The sequence below is a fragment of the Pseudidiomarina salilacus genome, assembly GCF_047323925.1.
GTDB classification, from domain to species: domain Bacteria; phylum Pseudomonadota; class Gammaproteobacteria; order Enterobacterales; family Alteromonadaceae; genus Pseudidiomarina; species Pseudidiomarina salilacus.
This window is the reverse complement of record NZ_CP178751.1, coordinates 1933978-1952260: the sequence shown is the minus strand read 5'-3', so window position 1 is coordinate 1952260 and position 18283 is coordinate 1933978. Positions and strand designations below refer to the sequence as shown.

General features: G+C 49.3%; 17 protein-coding genes. 8 read left to right on the top strand and 9 right to left on the bottom strand.

Annotated features, from left to right (window positions below; genetic code table 11):
* Positions 1 to 366: 366 nt before the first annotated feature.
* Both ACJ8W9_RS09260 and ACJ8W9_RS09255 read right to left on the bottom strand, forming a co-directional pair.
* Positions 367 to 816, bottom strand: coding sequence for a flavodoxin domain-containing protein (locus ACJ8W9_RS09260; RefSeq protein ID WP_411359706.1), 450 nt, complete (start codon positions 814 to 816; stop codon positions 367 to 369).
* A 39-nt stretch (positions 817 to 855) separates the two neighbouring features.
* Entirely contained in the window at positions 856 to 2289 is a 1434-nt protein-coding gene (locus ACJ8W9_RS09255; RefSeq protein ID WP_411360904.1) for a diguanylate cyclase, read from the bottom strand.
* Between the two features lie 152 nt (positions 2290 to 2441).
* Between ACJ8W9_RS09255 and ACJ8W9_RS09250 the strand changes: the two genes are divergently transcribed.
* The 5 genes from ACJ8W9_RS09250 (at position 2442) to ACJ8W9_RS09230 (ending at position 7634) form a co-directional block, all read left to right on the top strand.
* Positions 2442 to 4898, top strand: a complete 2457-nt coding sequence (locus ACJ8W9_RS09250; protein ID WP_411360903.1) for a M1 family metallopeptidase — start codon at positions 2442 to 2444, stop codon at positions 4896 to 4898.
* The gene (locus tag ACJ8W9_RS09245; protein WP_411360902.1) at positions 4888 to 5382 is read left to right on the top strand and encodes a DUF6702 family protein; all 495 of its coding nucleotides are present in this window, start codon (positions 4888 to 4890) and stop codon (positions 5380 to 5382) included. The genes ACJ8W9_RS09250 and ACJ8W9_RS09245 overlap by 11 nt, the downstream gene beginning before the upstream one ends.
* 21 nt (positions 5383 to 5403) lie before the next feature.
* On the top strand, positions 5404 to 5862 hold the full coding sequence (locus ACJ8W9_RS09240) for a hypothetical protein (protein WP_411359710.1): 459 nt from the start codon (positions 5404 to 5406) through the stop codon (positions 5860 to 5862).
* A complete protein-coding gene (locus ACJ8W9_RS09235) occupies positions 5859 to 6920 on the top strand; it encodes a PQQ-dependent sugar dehydrogenase (protein ID WP_411360901.1) in 1062 nt (353 codons plus the stop codon). Before ACJ8W9_RS09240 ends, ACJ8W9_RS09235 begins: the two co-directional genes overlap by 4 nt.
* Positions 6921 to 7001: 81 nt before the next feature.
* Positions 7002 to 7634, top strand: coding sequence for an OmpA family protein (locus ACJ8W9_RS09230; RefSeq protein WP_411359712.1), 633 nt, complete (start codon positions 7002 to 7004; stop codon positions 7632 to 7634).
* 42 nt (positions 7635 to 7676) lie between these two features.
* Here the strand turns inward: ACJ8W9_RS09230 and ACJ8W9_RS09225 are convergent, their stop codons facing one another.
* The 7 genes from ACJ8W9_RS09225 to rpmH are packed head-to-tail and all read right to left on the bottom strand — an operon-like array spanning position 7677 to position 14325.
* Positions 7677 to 9377, bottom strand: a complete 1701-nt coding sequence (locus ACJ8W9_RS09225) for an FUSC family protein (RefSeq protein WP_411359713.1) — start codon at positions 9375 to 9377, stop codon at positions 7677 to 7679.
* The gene (locus ACJ8W9_RS09220; RefSeq protein WP_411360900.1) at positions 9358 to 10500 is read right to left on the bottom strand and encodes a dicarboxylate/amino acid:cation symporter; all 1143 of its coding nucleotides are present in this window, start codon (positions 10498 to 10500) and stop codon (positions 9358 to 9360) included. Before ACJ8W9_RS09220 ends, ACJ8W9_RS09225 begins: the two co-directional genes overlap by 20 nt.
* A 33-nt stretch (positions 10501 to 10533) precedes the next feature.
* Positions 10534 to 11907 carry a tRNA uridine-5-carboxymethylaminomethyl(34) synthesis GTPase MnmE gene (gene mnmE, locus ACJ8W9_RS09215; RefSeq protein WP_411360899.1) on the bottom strand — a complete coding sequence of 458 codons (1374 nt, stop codon included), beginning with the start codon at positions 11905 to 11907 and terminating at the stop codon, positions 10534 to 10536.
* Positions 11904 to 13583: a membrane protein insertase YidC gene (yidC, locus tag ACJ8W9_RS09210; RefSeq protein ID WP_411359716.1), complete on the bottom strand. Its 1680-nt coding sequence runs from the start codon at positions 13581 to 13583 to the stop codon at positions 11904 to 11906. Before yidC ends, mnmE begins: the two co-directional genes overlap by 4 nt.
* Positions 13580 to 13864: a membrane protein insertion efficiency factor YidD gene (gene yidD, locus ACJ8W9_RS09205; RefSeq protein WP_081909828.1), complete on the bottom strand. Its 285-nt coding sequence runs from the start codon at positions 13862 to 13864 to the stop codon at positions 13580 to 13582. Before yidD ends, yidC begins: the two co-directional genes overlap by 4 nt.
* A complete protein-coding gene (gene rnpA / locus ACJ8W9_RS09200) occupies positions 13795 to 14190 on the bottom strand; it encodes a ribonuclease P protein component (RefSeq protein WP_411359717.1) in 396 nt (131 codons plus the stop codon). Before rnpA ends, yidD begins: the two co-directional genes overlap by 70 nt.
* Complete coding sequence (gene rpmH / locus ACJ8W9_RS09195; protein WP_055439485.1) at positions 14191 to 14325, bottom strand: 50S ribosomal protein L34; 135 nt, start codon at positions 14323 to 14325, stop codon at positions 14191 to 14193.
* A 301-nt stretch (positions 14326 to 14626) separates the two neighbouring features.
* Between rpmH and dnaA the strand changes: the two genes are divergently transcribed.
* Genes dnaA through recF form a run of 3 tightly spaced genes read left to right on the top strand, consistent with a single transcriptional unit; the run spans position 14627 to position 18281 of the window.
* On the top strand, positions 14627 to 16018 hold the full coding sequence (gene dnaA / locus ACJ8W9_RS09190; protein ID WP_411359718.1) for a chromosomal replication initiator protein DnaA: 1392 nt from the start codon (positions 14627 to 14629) through the stop codon (positions 16016 to 16018).
* Between the two features lie 54 nt (positions 16019 to 16072).
* A complete protein-coding gene (gene dnaN / locus ACJ8W9_RS09185; RefSeq protein ID WP_411359719.1) occupies positions 16073 to 17173 on the top strand; it encodes a DNA polymerase III subunit beta in 1101 nt (366 codons plus the stop codon).
* A gap of 25 nt (positions 17174 to 17198) precedes the next feature.
* A complete protein-coding gene (recF, locus tag ACJ8W9_RS09180) occupies positions 17199 to 18281 on the top strand; it encodes a DNA replication/repair protein RecF (protein ID WP_411359720.1) in 1083 nt (360 codons plus the stop codon).
* Positions 18282 to 18283: the final 2 nt, after the last annotated feature.

The window sequence follows — 18283 nt, the reverse complement described above, 5'->3', positions numbered from 1 at the left end:
AGATAACCTAAGTGAAAAAATGTAGCCGTATAGTTTAACGCTAAATGGCTTAGATCGAAACGGTTAAATTTCGTTCAGTGCGTCAATTTGAATTTAGCCTAAAGACTTTAAAGATCATTAAAAAAAGAAAAGGATCTTTTGTTTAGATCTTTTATTGCTATTACTACTAGCATTGAGATTTCTGTGGATAACCGACCGCAGGTCAATTGGATCAAGGATCAAAATGATCTACTAAACTGTGATCAATACCTGATCCTTGTTCTGATCAAACGGTGGATAACTTAGGTGTTTATCCACAGGTCGAGTTATACACATAGTTGTACAGTGAGTATCTACAGATCTCAGACGATCTTATACAGGCTTTACTCACAGATGCGTCAGTATAGATCCTAACCATGTTGATGCTTTTTTCTCCGGATCGTCTTGTGACATATCAATTTCAAGCGTTGGAATCAGCCGTTTGGCACCACATTTTTCGAGTAATTGATCAAAATCACGGCCTGCGGCACAGTAGGTATCGTAGCAACTATCACCCACAGCGATGACGGCATAGCGCAGATCAACCAGTGAAGGCAGTTTGCGGTGTAGATCAGCAGCGAAATCTAGCATGCTATCGGCGTACTCACCGGCCCCGTGGCTAGCAATACAGCTTAACCAGATACTCTCAGCGTCGAGTGCGCCGATTAATTCACTGTAATCAGGTTCGTAATGCATGCGGGTTTGGATACCTGCATTTTGCAGTTGTTCGCTGAGTTGATCAGCTAAGTATTCGGTGTTGCCAGAAGTGGTTGCAACAAGGATATCGATGGTTGGCATAAGACTTACTCTGTCGATGTTTAAAGACGCAAATGATGCTTATGATACCACTTGATTACGGCCTTTGCGTTTGGCTTCTAATAATGCGGCATCAGCGCGCTGCAGCGCTTCTTGCAGCGTTTCATTATGGTTGATTTGCACGATACCGAAGCTGGCGTAAAGCTGAACTGAGCCTTTCGGAGTTGCTACCGCGGGTAGGCTTTGGCGTAAACGTTCAACCGTATCATGTGCTTGTTTAAGGTCTTGATCGTGCAGCAAAATGAGAAACTCATCGCCACCAAAGCGGCCGAGTAAATCGCCTTGGCGAATCAAAGCGCGGATGGTTTGTGCTGCTAATACCAGCGCTTGATCGCCGACTAAGTGGCCATAGTGATCGTTGATCGCTTTAAAGGCATCGAGATCGAATACCACCAAAGCGAGTGGAAAATCAGACTCGCGTCGGCCTTGCAATTGGCGTTCAGCGAGTTTGAAAAAGTGCCCACGGCTCGCCACTTGGGTGAGGTTGTCGATTCTAGTTTGTTGTTCAAGATCGCGATTCTGCTGCAACAATGATGGAACAGATAGCCCAAAATAGGCATTTGCAGCAATCACGCACAGGGCAAATTGGTAGGTTAAAGCATGTTCGTCAACGCCATAAAAGCCGAACCAAAGGGCAATAACGAGGCTGATGACCGCGAGACTAACGAGGGTCCGTTCGAGTGACTCGGTAAAAACAATCCACATTTGCGGTAAGCTGACAAAGAAGATGAAGTAGGCCACGGCCGGATGGTTGTAGTAGTAATCAGAAGTAATCACGAGGCCGACAATCGCAACCATGATAAATAACTTACGGTGCCATAGATGCTGCCACAAAGGCGTATAGCTGCGTTTGACGGTCAGTGGCCGCAACCAACTTGAGTCGTAATCCCAGATCCTTGATAACACTAGGATGAAAAAAGGTGTTAACACAAGCGCGCCTGCTAAGTCGCCAATCCACCAAAGGAGCCAGCTGCTGGCAATATTGTCGAGGCTCATGCCGCCGATTAAATAGAAACCAGTGAGCCCAGACCAGGTGCCGAGCAAGGTTGTCAGAATGATGATTGAGAGAAAAGACAATACCCGTTGGGGTGCTTGGTGAAGCTCCCATTTGCCAATCGCAGCGCGAAAATAGAAACCACCTATGGCGTAAGCAAAGGTATGTGCAGAACCCAAGATTAAGCTATTTGTGAGTTGCGTCACCAGGGGCGGCGGCTGTGATTGGTCTAAATACATCCACATGCCGGCGCACAAGGTTGCGGCAAGTATCGGTAGAAAACCGCGGCGACCAATGAGTATAAAAGTAGCGAGTGACAAACCAGCAGGTGGATACCAAAGGCTAATATAAGGTTGGTATTCGAGTAATCGAGCGGCCCACCAAACCAGTAGCCACAGGCATATCAAGGCAAAATAGCGAAACGAGCTACTGGCAAATAAATGTAGGGGTTTCGTGTGCAACTTAGGAATCCACTGTCGTTCTTATTTTTCCGTGTAGCTTTAATGTAAAGCACAAGAAGCGACAAAAGGAAACTTTTTACGACCAATGCGATGGTGATGATGCGTGAAGTTTGATACTTTTCATTCATTATTTCAGCAAAAAGAGAATTACTATGCAGCGTTCGAGTATTTGGCTTTCGGTAGCAGCTGTTGCCGTAGTCAGTTTTGGTATGGGTGATGTATATGCTTCAGCGATCAAACAGACCAAAGGCGACTACGAAGACAAGTTTCGTCAACTTGATGAAGTGCTTCCAACCCCCAACGTGTATCGCAGTGCGGCCGGTGAACCAGGTGAAAACTATTGGCAACAGCGCGCTGATTATGAAATCAATGTTCGCTTAGATGAAGAAAAGCGTCGTCTTGATGCCTCTGAAACCATCACTTATCACAATAATTCTCCGTATACACTGAAATATATTTGGTTTCATTTAGATCAAAACATCTTTCGCAATGATTCTATCGCCGAGCGAACGGCAACTTTTGGCAGTCGCCCTGACGTTGATTTAAACGGTATTGATAAGCCTGCACGGTTATCGCTGGGCCAGTTGCGCCGACAACAGTTTATGACTGACAACGAGCTTGGTTTTGAAATCAAGAAAGTTGCCGCAGACAGCGGTGATGCGCTGAGTTTTACCATTGTTGGCACCAATATGCGTGTCGATTTACCAGAACCACTGGCGCCAGGTGAGACCACTGAAATCGCCATTGATTTTGGCTACAACATTGTCGAAGAAGATGCCGTAGGTGCGCGTTCTGGTTACGAGCACTTCCCTGACGATGCCCGTGAAGGCGGCAATGATCTGTTCTTGATTGCGCAGTGGTATCCGCGCGTGACGGCATTTACTGATTACGAAGCTTGGACCAACAAAGAATTCCTAGGTAGTGGCGAATTCACTATGGAGTTTGGTGATTTCGAAGTGAGCATTGATGTGCCCGCAGACCATATTGTGTCTGCTAGTGGAGTCCTGCAGAACCCTCGCCAAGTGCTCACAGCTACGCAACGTGAGCGTTTAGAGCAAGCCCGTACGGCTGATGAGCCAGTCTTTGTTGTTACCGAAGAGGAAGCACTCGAGAACGAGAAAGCTGGTACCGACGAGCGTAAAGTATGGCGTTTCAAAGCCGATAACGTGCGTGATTTCGCTTGGGCTTCGTCGCGAAAGTTTATGTGGGATGCGCAAGGCTATCAGCAAGGTGGTGACGTACAGCCAGAAGTGATGGCGATGTCATTTTATCCGAAAGAGGGTGGCGACCTGTGGAAGAAGTATTCGACCGCATCTGTGATCCACACCATGGAAGTTTATAGTCGTTTCTCGTTTGACTATCCGTATCCAACTGCGCAATCGGTCAACGGTCCGGTTGGTGGTATGGAATACCCGATGATCACCTTCAATGGCCCGCGTACTGAGCTGCAAGACGATGGTTCTCGCACCTATTCACTGGCCGAGAAGCGCTTTTTGATCGGTGTGGTGATTCACGAGATTGGCCACATTTACTTCCCGATGATTGTGAACTCTGACGAGCGCCAATGGACCTGGATGGACGAAGGTCTTAATAGTTTCCTCGACGGTGTAGCAGGGCGAGAATGGGATCCTCAGATTCCATGGGGTGTTGAGCCTCGCGGCATCATTGATTATATGAAGTCATCGGTACAAGTACCGATTATGACGCAGTCGGACAGTGTGTTGCGCTTAGGTCCAAATGCATACACCAAGCCTGCTGCGGCATTGAATATTTTACGCGAAGTGGTAATGGGTCGTGAGTTGTTTGACTTTGCTTTCCGTGAATTTGCCCAGCGTTGGATGTTCAAGCGTCCAACGCCAGCTGATTTTTTCCGCACTATGGAAGAAGCTTCAGGGGTGGATCTTGACTGGTTCTGGCGCGGTTGGTTCTACACCACTGATCATGTCGACTTGAGTCTGGATCGGGTCTACAAACTGCGCATGGATACGCGTGATCCAGACATCGATTGGCAGCGCCATCGTGAGGCAGAAGCAGAGAAACCTACGTCTTATTTCGTCCAGCGCAATGAAGCCGAAGGTCGTAAAACTTGGGTCGAAATGAATCCAGAAATACGCGATTTTCACGACGAAAACGATCGTTTCACGGTGACCAACAAGCAACGCAACGCTTATCAGTCGTTCCTTGAAAAGCTTGAGCCTTGGGAGCGTCGCGTGTTTGATCGTGCAGTGGCTGAAGACAAGAACTACTATGTGCTCGACTTCTCGAACGTCGGTGGTTTGGTGATGCCGATTTTGTTGGAGATGACTTATGCCGATGGTAGTACTGACAGCTACCACATTCCAGCTGAGATCTGGCGTCGCAATGCCAAGCAGGTGAGTAAGTTGATTGTCACTGACAAAGAAGTTGTGAGCTTCGCGGTTGACCCGAATTGGGAAACGGCGGACGTGGATATTTCGAACAACTACTATCCGCGCCAGTTTATCGAATCACGGATTGAAGCTTTCAAAGCAACCCGTGGGACCGACCACATCAGTCGTGACTTGATGCAAGAAGCCAAAACCAAGTTGAAGTCAGAATCAGACGATGACGAGGAGAGCGATGAGAACTAAGTTCTTTTTGCTGGTAGTCGCCTTGTGTTGGGTGGGTAGCTTAGCTGCCCACCAACTAAAATCTGGTGTTACTACGATTTTATTTAACGAGCGCACAGGCAATATTGAGATCATGCATCGCTTTGTGTTGCATGACGCTGAACACGCTGTTGGCGAGCTGTTTAATAAAAAACAGGCGGATATTCACACCGATGAAGAAACCCGCGCACTGTTTGCTGCGTATGTGTTAGAAGCTTTTGCTTTGCAAACAGCAGATAGGCAATCCTTAGCACTGGAAAGTGTAGGCTATCAGGTCGAAGGACGCGATTTTTGGGTTTATCAAGAAGTTGCCATGCCAACTGAGCTAACGGGTTTGCGAGTTAAACAAAAAGCGTTGCAAGAATTGTGGACGGATCAACAGAATTTGGTCAATATTGAGCGTGATGATCGCGTGCAAAGCCTGCAGTTCAACGCGAAAGACGATTGGCTAAGCGTTTCTTTTTAATTTTTTTCAGCCGGAGGTGGCATGCTACGTACTCTCATAGCCTTTGTGATAGCCGTAGTTGCTGCCGCCATTGTCGGCAGTGTGATTCAAACCCAATTCAATTTGGCAGCGCTCGTTGAGTTGTCTGTTCCTATCCCGTTTGATGTCAGAATTTCGACGATAATTCACGATATTATTCATTTTTCGCCGATATTCGCTGCAATTGTTGCTGCGGTACTCATAGTGGCTTTACCCATTGCTGCTGCACTTGCGCGCTGGCGCCGCGCTGCGGAACGCTGGTGGTTCGTGGTAGCAGGATTTGTCGGCTTGTTGGTGGCTTTTATCCTGGTGAATAGTGTGGCTCCAATGCCAACTTTGATCGCGGCGACTCGTGAGTGGACGGGATTATTAGCGATGGCCGCAACGGGTGCACTGGCCGGCTGGTTGTTTGATCGGCTGTGGCGACCAACGCCCCGTGAATTAGAGGAGCCTATGGTATGAGTATGCTGCTATTGCTAGGCCTAGCCCTGAACGAAGTAGTGTTGGCGAACGACTTGAATTATCCGTGGGATCTGACCGAGCTGCCAGAACAACCTGGCAGTTTCTTAGTGACCGAGCGCACCGGCGGCTTTAAACATATTTCTGAGCTTGGCTTTGTCGATGAAATACCTTTAGCACTTCCCGACCTGTTCGTGTCGGGGCAAAGCGGTTTGTTTGCGGTAAGCTTGGCACCCGACTTTGCCGAAAGTCGCGCGATTTACTTCAGTTATTCCTGCGACACTGTGAAAGCCAATACCACCTGTGTGGCGCGTGGTGAGTTATCTGGAACGCGTCCCTTACAAGTGACGGAGCTGGAGCAAATTTTCGTCGCAGATGCGCAGCGTGAAGGTGCAGCGCACTATGGTGGACGCATGGCTTGGCTTGCCGATAATACCTTGGTATTGACGCTCGGTGATGGCTTCGACTGGCGTGAACAGGCACAGGTGCTCAGTAACCACTTCGGCAAGACGGTGCGGATGAACGCCGATGGTAGCGTAGCTGCTGATAACCCGTTCCCAGACAAAGCGGGTGGTTATATTTTTAGTTATGGGCATCGTAACAGTCAGGGCATCGTTTACGACGCACAAACGGATACGATTTGGCAGCATGAACATGGTCCTAAAGGTGGCGATGAAATTAACCGACTGCAGGCGGGCAAAAATTACGGCTGGCCAATCGTCAGTTACGGCATTGATTACACTGGAGCCATGGTGACGCCTTATCAGCAACTGCCTGGTGTGGTCGATCCTGTGTATCAATGGACGCCATCGTTAGCACCGTCAGATATGGCGCTTTATCAACATGCAGCGCTAGAGCAATGGCAAGGACATTTGTTCGTTACGCAATTGGCTGGCAAACGCCTCCAGGTGTTTGCGCCAACAGCTGAAGGCTGGCGCTTAGCTGATGAAATTGAAGTCGCGGGCGGCAGTCGCTTGCGTGCTGTGACAGTGAGCGCCGCAGGCGATGTATACGTGTTAACGGACAGCGAAAATGGCCAGCTGATTCGTCTGGAGCCTTAATTTTTGGTAAAGGGCATTCGTAATTCTTACACATATGCTACTTTGTAAAGACACTATTTTTAGTTGATAAGAGGTTGTGTCATGAACAAATGGATCCCAGTAATTGCCGCAACAGCTGTTTTTGTAGCTGGCTGTCAAACACCAATGACCAATACCCAAAAAGGCGCTGCCATTGGCGCTGTAGCGGGTGCATTGCTTGGTAAAGGTACGGGTGACCACGATAAGAGTCGCTATGTCTGGGGTGCTGCGGTAGGCGCGTTGGCCGGAAGTGCGATTGGCTCTTATATGGATCGCCAAGAAGAGGAATTTCGTGAAGAGCTATCGGGTAGCGGCGTGCAGGTTATTCGTGATGGCGATACCATTCGTTTGCAATTACCGAGCAACATTACCTTTGCCACCGACAGTGCCGTGATTGCGTCTAACTTTAATCCGGTGTTGAACGACGTAGCGCGGGTTTTGAACCAGTATGAAAAGACCACCATGATTGTTGAAGGCCATACCGATAGCACCGGCTCAGCGGAATATAACCAACAGTTATCGCTGAATCGTGCCAATGCAGTCCGTAATCACTTGGTTGGCAGTGCGGTAGATTCGCGTCGTGTGACCACTATGGGATTTGGTGAGACGCAACCGGTTGCTACCAACGAAACCGAAACTGGGCGCCAATTGAACCGTCGGGTTGAACTGCGGATAGTGCCAAATACCGTGGAATAAGATCTCTTTAAAGAGTGAAAGCGCACTTTATGGTGCGCTTTTTTATGTCTGCTTATCTAGCGCCTGTTGTACCCGAATAAGCCAACGTGCGGCCGTGAGTTTGGCATTGAAATCGAGTTTATCGGCGATTTGATAGAGCTTAAACAAGCGATGATAAAAGCGTGCGCGGTAACGCAACAATTGTTGCTCAGAGAGTTTCCGCTCGTTGAGTTCGTGCAATTCCCGCTCCAACGCTTGTAATATGTGTCGCTGGCGACGGCGCAAATTGGTCGGAAATACCAACCGATAACTGGCCATGGCTAACAGCGGTGCCGCGATAACTGCAAGCGCAATACTGACCGATTGAAAAGCGTCAAATTCATAATGCAAATTGGGCTGCATTAACAGAAGAAATACTAAGATAGCGTCCATCGAACCCGGCGCCGTGCGGTTGTGCGCCATGGGGATTCCCGCTAACAGCACTACCGGTAATAAACACAGTAGCATGGTGAAAATGCTGTCGGTATGCGGCCATAAGAAAGCTTGAATCAACAATGCCAAGCTGGCGCCGGCAGTTTGTCCCAGGAACACGTAATACATGGTTTTCGCCGGATTTTCGGCGGTCGAAAATAGGGTCAGCATCACGGATGCGCCGAGTAGCAAAAAGCCGATTTGTGGCCAGCCGGTGACCGCCCAAAACATGCTGATAAGTGCCATCACCGCGAAAGTGCGTAACGCAGTCTCTTTGGCGCCACGCCAGTCACGATGCAACAGCACTGAAGGTGCACGTACTGATTGCGCGGTGGCGCCGCTCTCACGGAAGGCTAGACGTTCCGTTGCCGCTTGCTCAAACTCGACGAAAGCTGCGGCCAGCGGTGTTTCGGCAACCAAAGGCTGTAATGCTGCGATACTCGTGCGCATGGCGTTGATGTCATTATCAATAATGGCTTGCGCGCAGGTATTCAGAGCTTCACTCAGGGGCTCTGAAGCCGATAGACCTTCGTTGCTAAAATAGCGCGTCTCCAGTTGTGCAAAGATTCCTAATTGCGCGTTCAGCAAGCGTCGAAACAAACGCGCCGATAAATGCGCCGAAGGCGAACCTGTGCCGTGCTCGGCAAGCTGGGTTTCTAAGTGCGCCAGTTGGGTGATCTGCTCGTGGATCGGTAGCTTATCAATACTGCCTTGGGCAAAGGCTTTAGCAAGTAGTTGCAAGTTCGCAGCAGTGTGTCGACGCACACGGTTGACCAGGGTTTGCTCGGCCCGTTTATAAGTGAACAAATAGCCGATGATAAGGGCAGTAAAGATACCCAGCATCACGGTGATCATGCGGTCGATGCCGAGCGGGAGTAACGCATCGGTGGTGCGCGTTAGCAGTACCACCATGGAAGCTGAGTAGCCAGCCAGCACGGCACCATAGGAAATCAAACCATGCAGCAAGGTCGAGGTGTAGACGCAACCCACTACCCAGAGCGTGAGTAATAATCCCGCGTAAAAGGTCGCATCAAGCGTAAGCGTAACGATGAGGATGCCAACGGTGGTGCCAATAATGGTACCTAGCGCTCGATAGCCGGCTTTTTCGAGCAACAAGCCGCGGGTAGGCTGTGATACCGACCAAACGGTCATCGCAGCCCATTGTGGATGTTCTAAGCCAAGTGCCCAAGCCAAGAACAGCGCCAGACAAGCAGCGCTCCCGGTTCGAATACCGAACCGGAAACGGGTGTAGTCAAAACCAAATTGCGCGAACTTAGTTGTTGTTGCGGTCATCCACTAATAACGCGATTGCGCCGTCTCCTGTGACGTTACATGCGGTACCAAAGCTATCTTGCGCCATGTACAAGGCGATCATCAGCGCGACAGCGGTTTCACCAAAGCCTAGCATAGAACCTAGCAGGCCGACTGCTGACATCACGGCACCACCAGGAACGCCCGGCGCTGCCAGCATTACCACACCTAACATCATGATAAACGGCAAAATGGTGAAAAACGAGGGAATCGCTAGCGAATCATGGAGGAACATCACTGCCAGCGCGCAACTGACAATGGTAATGGTTGAGCCAGCTAAGTGCGTGGTTGCACAAAGCGGAATCACAAAATCAGCGACGTCGTCGTTCACCTTATTCTCACGCGCACAGCGCAATGTCACCGGAATGGTGGCAGCGCTCGACATGGTACCTAAGGCGGTGAAGTAGGCCGGTAACATGTTCTTGAGCAGCATCAGCGGGCTACGACCTTGGCGTAAGCCTGCTAACACGTACATAGCGCTGAGATACACCCAGTGTAATGCGACTGCCATCAGCAGCACCACGCCGAAGGTTTGTAGGGTTTGGAACACAGTTCCGGCGTGCGCCATACCGGCAAAGACACCGGCAATGTAGAAGGGCAGTAGTGGGATAATTACGCTCGCCAGTAAGCGCTCGATGATGTCGCGCCCTTGGTCAGACAGTTGTTTGAGCGCGGCCGCCTGAGTTGCTGCAATACCCAAACCAAAAATAAAGGCCAAGACCAGTGCCGTCATGATGCCGAACACTGGTGGAATATCCATGGTGATGAAGGGTTCAAGCACTTGCGTAGCGGTACTGGCATCGGTGCCAGCGGCCGTTAGCATGGGGACCACCAAACTCGCGATGAAATAAGCTGCGATGCCCGCCACAATGGTCGAGAGATAAGCGATTACGAGCGTTCGCACCAACAACTTGCCGGAATTCTGCGGCAGCCCAGCAATACCACTAGTGATAAAGAACAGAATTAATAGTGGAATGGTGAAAAATAGCAATTCGCCGAATAGGGCCTTAAAAGTCAGCAGAAGCTGGGTAAACCACTCTGGCATGTACAAACCGATCAAGGTTCCTAACACGATACCGAGTACGAGTTTAAGAATGAGTCCCATAGTGTTGCTCTCGTTAGTTGGGGGGTAGGAAGTTTATTTACCGATGCAGAACGAACTAAAAATCTTGCCGAGTAAGTCGTCGGAAGTAAACTCACCGGTGATTTCATTCAAATGTTGCTGCGCTAAGCGTAGCTCTTCAGCCAAGATTTCACCAGCAACATGCTGTTCTAATGCTTCTTGTCCAGTAAGTAAGTGCTCACGTGCTTTTTCTAGCGCGGTCAGATGCCGACGGCGCGCCATGAAGCTGCCTTCGCTAGTGGCTTGGTAGCCAACGCATTGCTTTAAGTGCTCGCGCAGTAGTTCGATACCGTGGCCGGTTTTAGCTGATAAATGCAGCACTGGGATGCCAGCAATAGTTTCAATTTGCACTGGCTCGGCATTTAAATCGACTTTGTTGCGGATCACTGTATAGGGCAATTCGGCCGGCAACTGCTCAAAAAACTCAGGCCAAATATCGGCTGGATGGACGGCGTCAGTTTCGGTGGCGTCAACCATAAAGAGTACGCGGTCAGCGCCGCGGATCTCGTCCCACGCGCGTTGAATGCCAATGCGTTCGACTTCATCAGGGCTTTCACGCAAGCCGGCCGTATCAATGATATGCAGTGGCATACCGTCAATTTGAATATGCTCGCGTAAGACATCACGCGTGGTACCGGCAATAGCGGTCACGATTGCCGATTCACGCCCGGCGAGGGCATTCAATAAGCTGGATTTGCCAGCATTGGGGCGTCCTGCAATGACCACCTTCATGCCTTCTCGCAGCAACGAGCCTTGCTTGGCTTGCACCATGACGCTGTGCATATTGTCGAGAATGGCTTCCAAGTCTGCAGCGACTTTGCCGTCACTAAGAAAGTCGATTTCTTCGTCGGGAAAGTCGATGGCTGCTTCAACGAACATGCGCAGCGCAATCACCGCATCGACCAACTGGTCGATCTCATGTGAGAAACCGCCTTGTAGACTCTGAAGAGCAGCTTTGGCAGCTTGTTCCGAGGTAGTGTCGATAAGATCAGCAATGGCTTCAGCTTGGGTTAAATCAAGCTTATCGTTCAAAAAGGCGCGTTCGCTAAACTCACCTGGGCGCGCAGGGCGCACATCGGGTAAGTCGAGGATCGCTTTGATGATCATATCAATAAGTACAGGGCCACCGTGCCCTTGCAGTTCGAGCACGTCTTCACCGGTAAAGGAATTCGGTCCGGCAAAAAACAGCGCGATACCCTCGTCCAGTAATTGACCTTGGCTATCACGAAATGGCGTGTATTCGGCTTTACGCGGGGTAGGGCAATGGCCTAGCAGTGTCTCGGCGACGCGCCGCGCTGCTGGGCCACTGACGCGAACGATACCGACGCCGCCACGCCCAGGAGGCGTGGCTTGCGCAACAATGGTATCGTTCGAGAGCTCTAGACTCATTTCTTCTTACGGCGCTCCATAATGCCTTTTTTCTCAAGGCCACGGTAGATCCATTGCATCTGGCCAATAGTGATCAAGTTGTTGCTTAACCAGTACAGTACCAGACCTGATGGGAACCACAGGAAGAACACCGTAAAGATAACCGGCATATATTGCATGATCTTCTGTTGCATCGGATCGGTAGCTGGCGTCGGCTGTAGTTTTTGCATGAACCACATCGACACACCCATCAGCAATGGCAAGATGTAGTACGGGTCTTTCGCCGATAAATCTTCAATCCACAGGAACAGTGGCGCGTGACGTAGTTCGACACTTTCCAATAAGACCCAGTACAAGGCCAAGAAAATTGGTAATTGCAGCAACATCGGCAAACAGCCGCCGAGCGGGTTTACTTTTTCTTCTTTGTAGAGCTTCATCATCGCTTGCGACATTTTCTGACGGTCGTCGCCATAGCGCTCTTTCAAAGCCTGCATTTTCGGCTGCACCATGCGCATTTTTGCCATAGAGACATATTGTGCTTTGGTCAGCGGGTAGAGTACGGCTTTGATGATCACGGTGACTGCGATAATTGACAGACCCCAGTTGATCAGGAAGCTCTGCAGAATCTGCAGTAATTTAAAGATCGGCTGGGCCAACCACCACAAGAAACCATAATCGACGGTTAAATCGAGGTTCTCGGCAACATTGGCCATTGCGTCTTGGTCTTTGGGTCCAACAAACAAGGTGGCGCGAATGTCAGCGCTGCTGTTTGGCGCAACGGTCGCGGTTGGATACATGACACGCATTAGCGCCTGATTGTTTGACAGAATACTTGAAGAAAGTTGTTTAGTGCCTTCTACACGAGGAATCCAAGCGCTGACAAAGTAGTGTTCCAGCATCGCTACCCAGCCGGTTTCGGTGGCACGGTTCAATGGCGAATCTTTCATGTCATCGAAGGCATATTTGTCATAGCGATCTTCGTCCCATGAGTATGCGCCACCTAAATAGGTTGGCATCATCATGTTGCCGCCGCCTTGGATCATGACTTGCTTCAATTGTGCGTAGAACTGTACTTCTTTGTGTTGAGCGCCGGCGTTTTGTACGGTGTAAATGACGTCAATTGCGTAAGAGCCTTTGTTGAAAACGAAGGTTTTAGTGATTTTCGAACCATCTTCTAAAGTGTAGGTCATTGGCACACGAAGGCTATCACCCGACATCTCGTAGCTGTCACGTTCCACGTAGAACAACGGACGACCAGCGGCAGAGTCTGTGCCATCGCGTCCGACTAGGCCTGATTGTGCAATGTACAGGCGCGCTGGGTCATCGTGGAGGAGTTCGAAACGCTCTTCTGAGTCTTGAGTTCGCGCGAATTCAAGCAGTTGCGCGTTGACGATATCACCACCGCGAAGCGCGATAGATACCTCAAGAACGTCAGTTTTAACATTGACTCGAGCACTTTGTGGAGCTTCAGCCGTTGGTGTTGCGCCAGGTGTCGCTGATGGAATGCTTTCATCGGCGCGTAGTTCGCTGTTGCTGTTTGGCACTGCACTTTCGGCTTGACCTCCCGGAGTCGGTTGGCTCGCTTGTTGTGTGGCTTTTTGAGTTCCAGCTGGCGGGGTGTCTGCCACCCACGTTTGGAAGAGGAAAAAGCTGACCACCAAAAAGGCGATAAACAATATAGAACGTGGCGAATTCATAAGTCCTTCGTCTCTGTTTTACTTTCGTTCGTTGATTCCGATGCATTATTGTTTGGCACCGGGTCGTAGCCGCCCGGGTGCCCGGGATGACATTTACTAATGCGTTTACTGGCAAGCCAGAAGCCCCGCATCATACCATGCTTTTGTATCGCCTCGATGGCGTATTGCGAACAGGTAGGGTGAAACCTACAGCGCGGTCCTAATAGTGGGCTTATGAACCACTGGTAGAGTCGGATGCAGCCGATAGGAATTGCACGCAACGCTTTGTTAATGTTCGCCATAAGTAATCGAGCCGTTGTTGTAGAACATCACTTTCGAGATCGACGATACCGGTTTTCGCGATAACGATGATATCGAATGGCGGTATTTTATGCTGTTTTAGGCGAAAATTCTCGCGAATCTTGCGTTTTATGCGATTTCGATCAACAGCTCGTTTGGCACGCTTCTTGGAAATCGTGACACCGATGCGAGGATGGTCTAACTGATTGGGTACTGCGAGCATGGTGAGTTCAGCTGTGACAGCTTTCACCGGGGGATGATTGAAGACTTGCTGAAATTGAGCGGGAGTTAACAGGCGTAACTCCCGACCATATGAAAACTGCTTCAATTACGCAGACAGGACTTTACGGCCCTTGGCACGACGACGCGCCAAAACTTGACGACCGTTTTTTGTTGCCATACGAGCACGGAAACCGTGAGTGCGCTTGCGCTTCAATACGCTTGGTTGAAATGTTCTTTTCATGACGTTACTTCCGTAATCGAGTTACCTAAAAATTTAGAGCGCGAATTCTACCTATTAAAAGGATCAAAGTCAACGTGAAAAGGTATCCACAATTAGCAAAAGCGAATCATTTTTATTGTGGATAACTTTTCCGCAATTGGTCGCATAATTTGCCCCCGAGGCTAGCCTATTCGGTATTACTTCAGTACAATCAATGGAATCAAATTATACAAAATAATCCGTACAAAACTCGTTGTTTTGGTGCAAAAGTGGGTGCGCCAATGAGGATCGTGCGAGCTATAAGAATAAGCAGGGGTGAAGGGTGAGCAAATCGCTCTGGCAACAATGTACTGATCGGCTACAGGGTGAATTGTCGACACAGCACTTTAACACATGGATCAGGCCATTACAGGCGGATCAAAAAGATGGCACGCTTACGTTGTACGCGCCCAATATGTATGTGGTGGACTGGGTCAAAGACAAATACCTTAGCGTGATTAACGATTATTTGACCGACGCGGCAAAAGAGAAAGGAGCGCAAGCACCGAACGTCTCATTTGTTGTGGGTGGTCTCGAACAAGCAAAGAACGGTAGTGATCGACCTGCGGCACGTTCAGAAATTCGACGACAGGCGGTTGAGCGCCCAGCGCGTCGGCAAAGTCCTTGGGATGAAGATACCCCCGCGCCAGCATTCGAATGTAATATCCATCCCGAATACACGTTTGATAATTTCGTTGAAGGTAAATCGAACCAGTTAGCTCGCGCTGCGGCATTGCAGGTTGCCGAGAATCCTGGTGGGGTTTACAACCCTTTGTTTGTCTATGGCGGTACAGGTTTAGGTAAAACCCACTTGCTACATGCAGTGGGCAACGCCATCATGGCCAACAAAAAAGGCGCAAAAGTGTTTTACATGCGCGCCGAGCGTTTTGTTCAGGACATGGTGAACGCGCTCAAGAATAACTCCATCAACGAGTTTAAGCGCTACTATCGGTCAGTCGATGCATTACTGATTGACGATATTCACTTTTTTGCCAATAAGAAGGGTTCACAAGAAGAATTCTTCCATACTTTCAATGCCTTACTTGAAGGTAATCAGCAAATCATTATGACCAGTGACCTCTACCCGAAAGAAATCGAAGGGGTAGAGGATCGCTTACGTTCGCGCTTTGGTTGGGGACTCACCATTGCTATTGAGCCACCGGAACTTGAGACGCGAGTAGCGATTTTGATTCGCAAGGCGCAAGAGCGCGGTATTACCTTGCCGCACGAGGTTGCATTTTTTATTGCCAAACGCCTGCGCTCCAATGTTCGTGAACTTGAAGGTGCATTGAATCGTTTAGCAGCGAATGTGAATCTCACTGGTCGACAAATTACTATCGACTTCGTTCGTGAAGCATTGCGCGATTTGATTGCCGCGCAAGAAAAACTAGTAACAATAGATAATATTCAGAAAACCGTGGCCGAGTATTACAATATCAAGGTTGCGGACCTGCTGTCGAAACGTCGCACGCGTTCGGTGACACGTCCGCGTCAGTTGGCGATGGCGTTAGCAAAAGAGCTAACGAACCATAGTTTGCCCGAAATTGGTGATGCCTTCGGTGGCCGTGACCATACGACGGTTTTACATGCTTGTCGCAAAATACAAAAACTTAAAGACGAGCAGCATGATATAAAAGAAGACTATCGAAACTTAATCCGCACGTTGTCAGCCTAAAAGCGTTTGGTTACAGGCCGGTGCTGTATATAAAAAGAAAAGGGGAATGACGGGATGAAATTCATCATCAATCGCGACGCGTTTTTAAAACCTCTTCAGGTCGTAAGTGGGGCAGTGGAACGCCGCCATACGATTCCAATTTTGTCGAACGTGCTGATTCAAGTTGCCAGCGACCACATTCGACTCACGGGCACTGACTTAGAAGTCGAGTTGGTATCTGTCTGTCCAATTGAGAATGGCGAAGAAGGTCAGGTAACGGTTCCGGCGAAGAAGCTGGTCGATATCGTTCGCAGTCTGCCGGAAGGCGCGCAAGTTGAAGTAAGTGCTAGCGCCGAGAAAGCGACCATTCGTTCGGGGCGTAGTAAATTCACTTTAGCGACCTTATCGGCCGATGATTTCCCTAATATCGATGACTGGGATAGCGACATTCAGTTGGTGACCACGCAAGGTGTACTTCGCGATTTGATGGAGCGCACCCACTTTTCGATGGCCAACCAAGACGTGCGTTACTACCTAAACGGCATGCTATTTGAAACTGACGCGAATATTTTGCGTACGGTTGCTACCGATGGGCATCGTCTTGCTATGAGCTCAGTTGAAGTGCCGCAGCCGAATCTGGCCGGACGCCAAGTGATTGTTCCGCGTAAAGGTATTCTTGAATTGATGCGGCTACTCGATCATGCTGACAACGAAGCCAAAGTCGCGATTGGTGCGAATCACATTCGTGTCGAAACCAACGGTATGTCGTTCACCAGCAAGTTAGTTGACGGACGCTTTCCGGATTACCGACGCGTATTGCCACAAGGTGGTGACAAATTTGTCATTGCTGAGCGCGATGTATTAAAGCAAGCGTGTTCACGTGCTGCGATTTTGTCGAATGAAAAATATCGTGGTGTGCGCGTCACGCTGAGTAATGGTGAGATGTGCCTAACGGCCAACAACCCCGAACAAGAAACGGCAGAAGAAGTCGTGGAAGTTGAGTATCAGGGCGAGGCACTCGAGATTGGCTTCAACGTAAGTTATCTCATCGACGTGTTGAACACGGTACAGGGTGAAAAGGTCAAAATTACACTTTCGGGTCCTGATGCAAGTGGACTCATTGAAGACAACGAAGACGATTCATCACTGTACGTGGTGATGCCGATGCGTCTTTAGTTTGTTGCCGGTTGTATAGTTAAGTATGTATATAGACGCTCTTGCGCTGACGAATTTTAGAAATTTTGCAGATGCAAAGATAACGCCAGAGCGTCGCGTCAATTTGTTTATTGGTGCGAATGGTAGCGGAAAGACGAGTCTCCTCGAATCAATTTATTGTTTGGGAGCAGGGCGGTCGTTTCGCCCCGGGAACTACAAACAGCTCATCAAACACGACATTAATGATTTTGTCGTTTTCGCTAAAGTTACTGCACAAGACGAATCGAAGCATACGGTCGGATTTCAACGCAGCCAAGATGGTGAAGTTAAGATCCGTGTCGATGGTGAGTTGTCACGAACCTTTGGTCCGATGGCGCGTTTAGTGCCGGTACAATTGATGACGCCTGAGACCATCGAGCTCATTTTAGGGGGGCCGCGTATTCGGCGTCAGTTCATTGATTGGGGAGTGTTCCACGTGGAACATTCGTTTATCGAACAATGGACGCGTTTTATGCACGTACTCAAACAGCGCAATAGTTTACTTAAACGTAGGCAGCGTTCCAGCGAGAATGCGTATTGGGATAAGCAGTTTGTTGACTATGGCGAGAATGTAGCGGCCGCAAGAGCTCGCTACATTGAGAATTTTGAGCCTGTGGTACAACAGCGACTTGCACACTTCTTACCCCAATACTCATTTAGCATCCAACTTAAGCAGGGCTGGGAGACCGGTACCACACTTGAAGAGGCTCTTGAAAAGCACCAAGACAGCGATTTTCGCTATGGTCATTCAACGGTGGGACCGCATAAAGCCGAGTTAAAGATGACCGCCAACGGTGAGGACGTGAAGAACGTTTTGTCCCGGGGTCAGATGAAGCTTTTGGTGGCAGCGCTAAAGGTTGTACAAGGGGAATACTTACGCACCCAAACGGGTGTACAATGTATCTATCTCGTGGACGACATTACCGCTGAATTGGATGTGCAGAGTAAGGAAAAATTTTGCGAAGCGTTGTTAGCAACCGAGTCGCAGATATTCGTCTCAGCGATACATAAGGGCGAGTTGCCCGATATAATAACGAACGCTGAAACAAAAATGTTCCACGTGGAACATGGAACCGTCAAGGAACTATAGAG